General features: G+C 36.1%; 5 protein-coding genes. 4 read left to right on the top strand and 1 reads right to left on the bottom strand.

Annotated features, from left to right (window positions below; genetic code table 11):
• The first annotated feature begins 289 nt into the window (after nucleotides 1-289).
• From ACT9TX_RS17890 to ACT9TX_RS17875, 4 genes are all read left to right on the top strand, one after another.
• Nucleotides 290-499: a hypothetical protein gene (locus tag ACT9TX_RS17890; protein ID WP_481340383.1), complete on the top strand. Its 210-nt coding sequence runs from the start codon at nucleotides 290-292 to the stop codon at nucleotides 497-499.
• Between the two features lie 323 nt (nucleotides 500-822).
• On the top strand, nucleotides 823-2,547 hold the full coding sequence (locus ACT9TX_RS17885; RefSeq protein WP_481340381.1) for a beta-L-arabinofuranosidase domain-containing protein: 1,725 nt from the start codon (nucleotides 823-825) through the stop codon (nucleotides 2,545-2,547).
• 278 nt (nucleotides 2,548-2,825) lie between these two features.
• Nucleotides 2,826-5,678, top strand: coding sequence for a glycoside hydrolase family 31 protein (locus ACT9TX_RS17880; RefSeq protein WP_481340379.1), 2,853 nt, complete (start codon nucleotides 2,826-2,828; stop codon nucleotides 5,676-5,678).
• Nucleotides 5,679-5,751: 73 nt separating this feature from the next.
• Nucleotides 5,752-8,523: a family 78 glycoside hydrolase catalytic domain gene (locus ACT9TX_RS17875; protein WP_481340377.1), complete on the top strand. Its 2,772-nt coding sequence runs from the start codon at nucleotides 5,752-5,754 to the stop codon at nucleotides 8,521-8,523.
• A gap of 17 nt (nucleotides 8,524-8,540) precedes the next feature.
• Here the strand turns inward: ACT9TX_RS17875 and ACT9TX_RS17870 are convergent.
• On the bottom strand, nucleotides 8,541-8,735 hold a 195-nt coding region (locus ACT9TX_RS17870; RefSeq protein ID WP_481340375.1), incomplete at its 5' end, for a T9SS type A sorting domain-containing protein.

Raw genomic sequence — 8,735 nt, 5'->3', positions numbered from 1 at the left:
GTACTAGAACAGATGTGAAATGCCAAATCCGCAACATCAGGTTGAGGCCAATGAATGAAAAGGAAAAGGTATTAGCACTAACACATCAGCCAATTGCTTAATGGATATTTTGCCTACTTTTATAGCTGTTAGTACGGCTATGTATCCTACCAATTTTAAAGGATAAAATATTACAACCTTGCAAGGCAAAAGCTTATTGCCAACATTTACGAATAAGCCACAAGAAAACGATAGCGCACGTATTTTTTATTGGGAATAATATGATTTTAAAGTAATATGATAAGGTGACATGAAAGCTGTTTTTACAGTTAAAAATGCCTACGACAAATCTGGAAAAGGCGAGTGGGAATTATTCGATTTATCTGTTGATAAAATTGAGCAAAGTAACTTGGCAATCAGCAACCCCACAACGCTAAAAAGCTTAATGGCCAAATGGAATATTTGGGCTGCAAAATCGCAAGTAATTTCTTTGCCAAATAGTGGTACAAACAAACAATAGATGTGACGAGCAGAAAAAAGTATTTCATAACAGTTCAGGATGATTGTTTTCTGATTGCCTATTATTTTTAATACTAATTATTTAAAGCTTGCACATTATGATGTCGTTTACCACTGCTCTTAGTTGCCTACAGTCATTTGTTACCAATCTGCGAATATATCATATAACATACTTTTAAAGTGCCATAAAACTTGCAATGCACTACTCTTGAAGGCATTAGGGTAGATAGAATTGAGAGAAAATTATTTAGTGTCTCTTGGAATTCCACAAGACCTCAAATAATTTGTACGAGCAAACGAAGTAGTAATCTTTAAAATTAAATCATGGGAAATAAAATTATAAATTTATTTGTATTTATAAGCCTATTTGCAAATTTTGATGATAAATCAAATAAAATTCAGTCCGTTGCAATAGAAAATATTAGAACTGATGGTGATTTGCTAAAAAGAGTTTCTAAAAATTTCGACCGTTTGGAAGAAGAGAAATACCAACCATCGAAAGTGTATCTAACCGATGCTCAATCTAACAACTGGCCAGGCGATACAGAAGGTCGTACCATTTTAGGCTTGGTGCTTGATGCTAAAGCAACTGGTCGTACACCTAAGTATCTCGATTCCATTCTCCTTTTGTTACCGAAGAAGTTAAATGCAAAAGGTTATATGGGTATTATTTATAAAAACGAAATGAACGAACAACAACTTTCTGGAAATGGTTGGATGTTGCGTGGCTTGTGCGAATATTATCTTTGGAAAAAAGACAGAACCGTATTGAAGTACATTCAAACAATATCGCAAAATCTTTTTGTTTCAGGTAAAGGATTTTATTCGAAATATCCAATTGATACTGAAATACGAAAAAAAGATATTGGTGAGATGATTGGCTCGAACCAAGCTGCGGTAAACGGATGGAAACTCTCGTCTGACATTGGTTGCGTATTTATTGGTATGGATGGTTTAATTCAAGCTTACAGCATTACCAAAAATCCAGAATTAAAACTTGTGATTGACGAAATGATAGCTCGTTTTTATGAAATTGATTTTGTGAAAATTAAAGCACAAACACATGCAACACTTACCGGATTAAGGGGTTTAATTCGTTATGCCGAAATTACTGGTGATTACAAATACATCGATAAGGTTGAGGATGTTTGGGCATTGTACAAACAATTCGGAATGACTGAAAATTTCGAAAACTACAACTGGTTTTGTCGTTACGACACTTGGACTGAGCCTTGTGCAATTATCGATTCCTATATTATTGCCGAAAAGCTTTGGCAGTACACCGAAAAATCGTTTTATCTCGAAGATGCCGAATTAATATATTATAATGCAATATCACACACCCAACGCAAAAATGGTGGTTTCGGTTGTGACAATTGCCCAAATTCGAAACTACCTTTCATTAGTGTGAAAGCAGATGAGGCACATTGGTGCTGCACCATGCGTGGCGGTGAAGGGCTTTCTACAATCGTTAAAAGTTTGTATTACACAAAAGCCGACACTTTGATAGTTTCTTGTTTTAATAATAATGTTTTAAATATTAATAATGCACTCATAATTAAACAACAAACTGATTATCCACAAAATGGACATACAACATTTGAAATTCAGAAAGCAGATGCAATAATTACATATATCAAGCTGCCATTTCATGCACGTTTTTCACAAAATCCAATTTTGAAAATAAATGGTATTAAAGAGCCTGTGATAGTGAAAAACGACTTTGTAATTATTTCTAAGAAACTAAAGATGAACGATAAAATTGAATTTTCGTTCGAAAATAAATTACGATTTGAAAAACCTTTGAACAAAGAAAATATCGACCCTACATCGCTAAAAGTAATGAGTGGTTCATTAATTTTAGGTATTGAAAGTAAAGATATAGTTACAATTGAACCAAATTCAACAGTAGTAAATAGTAATGGCGAATTGGAAATTTTATCGGGTGTTAACAAATTTGTTGTTTCGCCAATATATCACTTAATGGATTCGAAAGTATGGAGTAAAATGGGTTACCAAAAACAAATATTATTTTCCAAATCAAAATAATTTCAATATTCATTACTGTAAGTTTTTTATCAAACTTTATTTCTAGAAAATCAAAATAAACGTAAAAAAATTATAAACTGCCAAAAAGTCTAACTGGTATCGATTCAGGTTCGTTAATCTAAAAGGGAATAAGAACCGACAAGACTTCTGGATTGACCTATTTTACTAGTTGTATCGGTCTTTCGACGAGACTTTTAGCTCACTTAAAAAAAGCAGTTGTAATTGAACCAAATAAATTTTTTAAAATACTTTATTAAAAATAAACACTCAATAAAACAATGAAACACAATAAAATTGTATGTAGGTCAATAGTTTTTTTATGCTTGGTAATGGCGCAGTTTTCGGTTATTGCTCAACAACAAAAATCCACCTACGTTCAAGTAAAAACGGCTTTGGCTACTATACGTTTTAGTGTGTACAACGATGGTGCAGTTCGAACACAAGTTTTTCAAGATAGCGAGCCCGAGGAAAGATGGGATCCATCCATTGTGGCCGCCCCAAAAACTACTGGATACATGTTTAAAGATGGCGCAACCGAAGCGGTACTTACCACCCCCAAAATGCGTGTTGTAATAACCAAAACTACATCGCAAATTAAGTATTACAATGCTGCCGGAAAGCTACTTACCCAAACTGCTTACAATGGTGGTGTTAATTTTGCAGAGAAAAAAAATGGTGGCATTTCGCAACAATTTTTGCTTTCAAACGACGAACATATTTATGGTATAGGGCAATTTGTAAACGGCTTGCCTTATGTAAACGGAACGGCTTGTACGTTGGGTCAAACCAATATGGAAGATGCCAACCAAGTACTCATGAGCGATAGAGGTTATGGTATGTTTTGGAATAATCCATCAAGAGGCGAATTTGAATCTTTCGGGAATCAAGAATTATTGAGCGACAAAAACGTGAAAACCCAAGATGGCAGAGCTGGATTTGCTCCGCAAATTATGAATGAAGATTCGAAGGTTAAACAAGAAATGAACGGTAAAAGTACTTTAGGGAAACTTGTATCCACCATTAATTTTTCAAGTGATGTATCAGCAGTAAATGCTATGCAAAGTGATTTTGATGTTGCAGCTACTGGCAAAACTATATCTAAACCTAATAAAGGCATTTCACTGGTATATAAAGGTACTATACATTCAGAAAATAGAACCGGTTGGTATTATTTTAACATTGGCAATACGGGTAAAGTAAGGTTTGTAATTAATAATGAAATTTTAATTGAAAACAGAATACCGCATGGTTTTACGTGGAACGGCAGCAGGGTATGGCTAGAAGCTAATAAAGATTATCCTTACGAATTGTATTTATCTAACGCTTCTGCGAATATAAAATTTAATCTATATTGGAACCCGACGGGCGATATCTATAAGCAATATATTTGGCGAAGTGACCATTGGAAAACGATTGATTATTTTGTTTTTACGGGTGCAAATAACGATGAAATCATGAAAGGGTTTTATAACGTTACAGGTAAGGTGTCAATACTTCCAAAATGGTCCTTGGCATACATGCATTGTCAGGCTATACCTTTTGGCAAAAAAGGCGTAAACTGTTTCCCTCAAAACGACTTTTTAACCTTAGCCACCGATTACAGAAACAAGCAAATTCCATGCGATATGTTGGTGCAGGATTTTATGTGGTGGACAGCCATGGGCTCGCATATTTTTCGGACAGATTGTTATACCGACCCAAAAGCTTGGGTAAAAACAATTCATGATGCCAACTTTAAATTGATGTTAAGTGTTTGGCCCAATTATGAAGATAAGCCATCAGCAGGCAATACCATAACCTTAACCGAAATCGACTTAAAAAACCGTAACGAGTTAAAAAACAAAGGATTGTTAGTTAATAGCACTGTAAATTATGTAAAACCCGAAGCTCGCCAAATTGCTTGGCAACAAATTGAGCGTGCGGTTTATAACGATTCTTTGAGTGTAGATGCTTTTTGGCTAGATGCCGATGAAGGAAGTGCCAAAGATGAAAAATATGGCAATGCTTTTCCTTTGTTAAATAAAATGACCATGGGCGAAGGTGCTAGGATGTCCAAACCCAACAAACGCTTGTTTCTTTTAGGTCGTAGCATGTTTCCTGGCAGTCAGCGGTATGATGCTGCTATGTGGAGTGGCGATATAGGCTGCGATTTTTATACGCTAAAAACACAGGTGGCAGCAGGGCTAGCTGCCAGTGCCAGTGGTATGCCTTATTGGACAACCGATATTGGTGGTTTTGGAGGTGGTTTTCCAAGGGATAGCGAGTATTCAAATGATAAGGATGCTAATTCTCCTACCTACCGAGAGTTAGTAACGCGTTGGTTTCAATATGGTATGTTTTGCCCCATATTTCGTGTACACCGTGCCGATAATAATTCTGCACCTTGGTACTATGGCACAGAAGGCGAAAAAAATATTACCGATGCTATTAAATTTCGTTATCGGTTAATGCCTTATGTGTATTCGCTTACCAAGCAAACAAGAGAAAAAGGTAGCAACCCCATGCGACCATTGTTTATGGATTTTGCAAACGATAAAAACACGGTTGATATAACAGACCAATTTATGTATGGCTCAGCATTTTTGGTATGTCCAATAACCAAAGCTTTATACCATCCATTTAAAGGTGTTTCTACCGCAACCACAGAGGTGAAAAACTGGAATGTGTACTTGCCAAAAGGTACAGATTGGTTTGATTTTAATACAGGTGAAAAACTTAAAGGTGGGCAAAATATTAATACTGCTGCACCCATGGATCGTATACCACTTTTTGTTCGTGCAGGTAGTATTGTGCCAATAGGTAAAGTTATTCAAAGTACGCAAATTGAAAAGCAAACCGAACTTGAAATACGCATTTACCCTGGTGCCGATGCTGATTTTATATTGTATGATGATGATGGCGAAACGTATGATTACGAAAAAAACGCCTTCTCAGAAATACCTATGCATTGGGATGATAAAACCCAGAAATTAACGATTGGTAACCGTAAAGGCAGTTTTAAAAATATGCCAAACAAACTCGTTTTTAAACCAATAATAGTATCAAAAGGCAAAGGTGCTGGTAGTTTAATTGAATATATTGGTGATGGTAGGGTAGCTTATACTGGAAAACAAATGATATATAGCAAATAATACATTATATTGAATATTTGTAATTTTTTTTAATAATCAAACATTTTCTATAAATAGCTTTAAACTTTTTAACATGAAAGTATCCATTATATTGATTACATTCTGTTGCGCTCAATTTATTACAGCACTGACAAGCCAGGCGCAAACTGCGCCAAAATCTCCTGAAAATCTTAGGCTCAATTATGTGAAGTCGCCAATGGGTATTGATGATCCGTTACCCCGTTTTAGTTGGGAGGTGGTAGATGCTGACCGCAATGAAAAGCAAACTGCTTTTGAAATAATGGTTGCTACTAACCAAACCGCTTTGGACGCAAATAAAGCCGATGTTTGGAATTCTAAAATTATATATAGCAATCAGCAAAACGGTATAGTGTTTAACGGCAAAGCATTAACCTCACAAACCCAATATTGGTGGAAAGTGCGAACATATGATAAGGATAATAAACAAGGTGCTTGGAGCAAGGCTGCAACTTTTGAAACTGGTTTGTTTTTGCAAACCGATTGGAAGGCAAAATTTATTTCGGGGCCCTACAACCTAATGCGTAAAGAATTTATAATACCCGACAACAAAAAAATCTTAAAAGCAAGGGCTTATATAACCTCGGTGGGCTGGTATCAATTGCATATAAACGGCGTTAAAATTGGCGATCATTCATTAGATCCGCTGCCCACTGCAACCAGCGTTCTTTTGCCATATTCTACCTTTGATGTTACCAAGCAATTAAGTAAAAGCAACGCCATTGCAATTATGTTGGGTGGCTTTTCGCATCAAAATAGGTCAAAAATTGTGAAGCTGATTTGTCAGCTTCAGGTTTGGTTTACCGATGGTACTAGCCAAACCATTGCCAGCGACGGTAGTTGGAAAGCGTTTTTTGGTGGCCCAATTACTAGCCAACATATTTTTGGTGGCGAAAACTATGATGCCAATAAAGAAATCGAAATAGCTGGATGGAATGAACCAAACTTTTCTGATAATTTATGGGCAAAGCCAACTGTGGCTACCATTGGTGGCATTGCTCTACAAGCACAATTATCTCAAATAAAAATACACGAAGTAATTACTCCAATATCTATTACGTCGCCAGCTGCAGGTGTGTATGTTTTTGATATGGGTAAAAATATTAGCGGTTGGGCACAGCTTACTGTAAAAGGTACTGCAGGTTCAAAAGTGGTAATGCGTTTTGCCGAACGTATTTTTCCAGATGGTAACATTAACCGTTCTTCTAACCTATTGGGTTTGCCTGCTCAGGCTATTGATACATTTACACTCAGTGGAAAAAATACTGAGGTTTGGGAACCAAGATTTACTTACCATGGTTTTAGGTATGTTGAGGTAACTGGTTTTCCAGGAATACCAACAATTAACGCTATTAAAGGAAAATTAATACATAGTGATGTTACAATCACCGAGAGTAAATTAAATAGCTCAAATGATATACTTAACAAAATATTTGAAGCATACAAATTATCGCAGGTGGATAATATGATGGGTATACCCACAGACTGCAACCAAAGAGGTGAACGTGCCGGCTGGTTGGCAGATGCTATGGTGACCTCTGAATCAGCCATGTTGTGTTTCGATGCCCTATCATTTTACGAGAAATATTGTAACGATATGGTTGTTTGTGATCCTAAAATGATAGGTAGTGCTGGTGGCATTATACCTTCTATTACAACTAATGATGCTGGCGAATTAATTTGGGGTTCTGCTGTGGTATCTATCCCATGGGATTATTATAATATCACTGGCGATACCGCTTTTTTATCAAAAATGTACTTGCGAAGTAAAAACTTTGTAGAATGGATTAAAAGATTGGATACGAACAATAATTCTATTTTTGAGACAAAAACTGAGGGCATTAGTATTAATAAATTAACAGGAAAGCCAGAATCTGTGGTAAAATGGGGTGATTGGGTAGCAGTGGGTAACACTAGTAAAACTGGTAAAAATTCGCCCAATTTAAAACCCACCAACGATTATTTGGCGACTATTTATTATTACCATGTGGCCGATATTGTTGCACAAATGGCCAAGGCATTGGGTAAAAATGATGATTATGGTAAGTACCATAGTTGGGCCAGTAACATAAAAGATTCTATTAATGCCCGCTATTTAACTAATAATATTTTTTACGATAATAATAAACAAACCGCCAATGCGCTAGCACTTGCTTTTGGGGTGGTGCCAGCCAATGCATTAGCTAATGTTACGGCCACGCTTGCAAAAGATATAAATAACAATGGCGATGTGCAACTTAAAACAGGCAATCTTGGCACTTATGCTTTAATGAATGCCTTAAGCGATAATGGAAAGAGCGATTTAGCCTATCAATTAGCTACCAGAACTGCGTACCCAAGTTGGGGCTATATGCTTACTGTGCCAGATGCAACTGGTACATTTTGGGAAAATTGGGAAAATACAGACATGTCTAAAAATCATCCATTCTTAGGCGGTTCAGTGGCCAGTTGGTTATTTTACGCAGTGGCTGGGATAAAACCACTAAAAGCAGGATATAGCGAAATTCAATTTAAGCCAGATGTCACAAAGCAATTAAATAGTTCTTCTGCAACCATTTATAGCGTTAAGGGTGAAGTAAAGGCTGCCTGGAAAAAAATAGATGGGCAGTTTTTATTAAACATTACCATACCTGTAAATGCAACAGGGCTGGTTTATATTCCAATGATAAATAAAAATTCCATCATAACTGAAGGCGCCACCATACTTTGGAATGGCAGTTATAAACCAGTCTTAAATGGGGCAAAATATGTAAAAGCCGAAGGTGATTTTTCTGTATGGTCATTTGGTAGTGGCTCATATAAAATTAAAGTAGCTACTACCAAATGATCAGCCCTGAAATCTATCTATTGTTTAATAATTTTTTGAGTTGAGATGGTACCCTCGATGTTACTTTTAATAAAATACATGCCTTTTGGTAAGTTTGCACCGATGGTAATTGCTTGTTGATTGGTTACTTTTTCCTGTTGTAATAATTTGCCATACTGGTCAATAATGCTAATAGAAACGGGTGTTTGACTATTAGTAGTGATGGTACATGC

It is taken from the genome of Parasediminibacterium sp. HNIBRBA5674 (assembly GCF_056745525.1).
Note: the sequence above shows the minus strand (reverse complement) of the source record. Positions and strands in the feature narration are given on the sequence as shown.

Excerpts from the sequence above, each read along its gene's own strand:
- ACT9TX_RS17875 (WP_481340377.1), top strand. The coding sequence starts at position 5,752 with ATGAAAGTATCCATTATATTGATTACATTCTGTTGCGCTCAATTTATT.
- ACT9TX_RS17885 (WP_481340381.1), top strand. The coding sequence starts at position 823 with ATGGGAAATAAAATTATAAATTTATTTGTATTTATAAGCCTATTTGCA.
- ACT9TX_RS17890 (WP_481340383.1), top strand. The coding sequence starts at position 290 with ATGAAAGCTGTTTTTACAGTTAAAAATGCCTACGACAAATCTGGAAAA.
- ACT9TX_RS17880 (WP_481340379.1), top strand. The coding sequence starts at position 2,826 with ATGAAACACAATAAAATTGTATGTAGGTCAATAGTTTTTTTATGCTTG.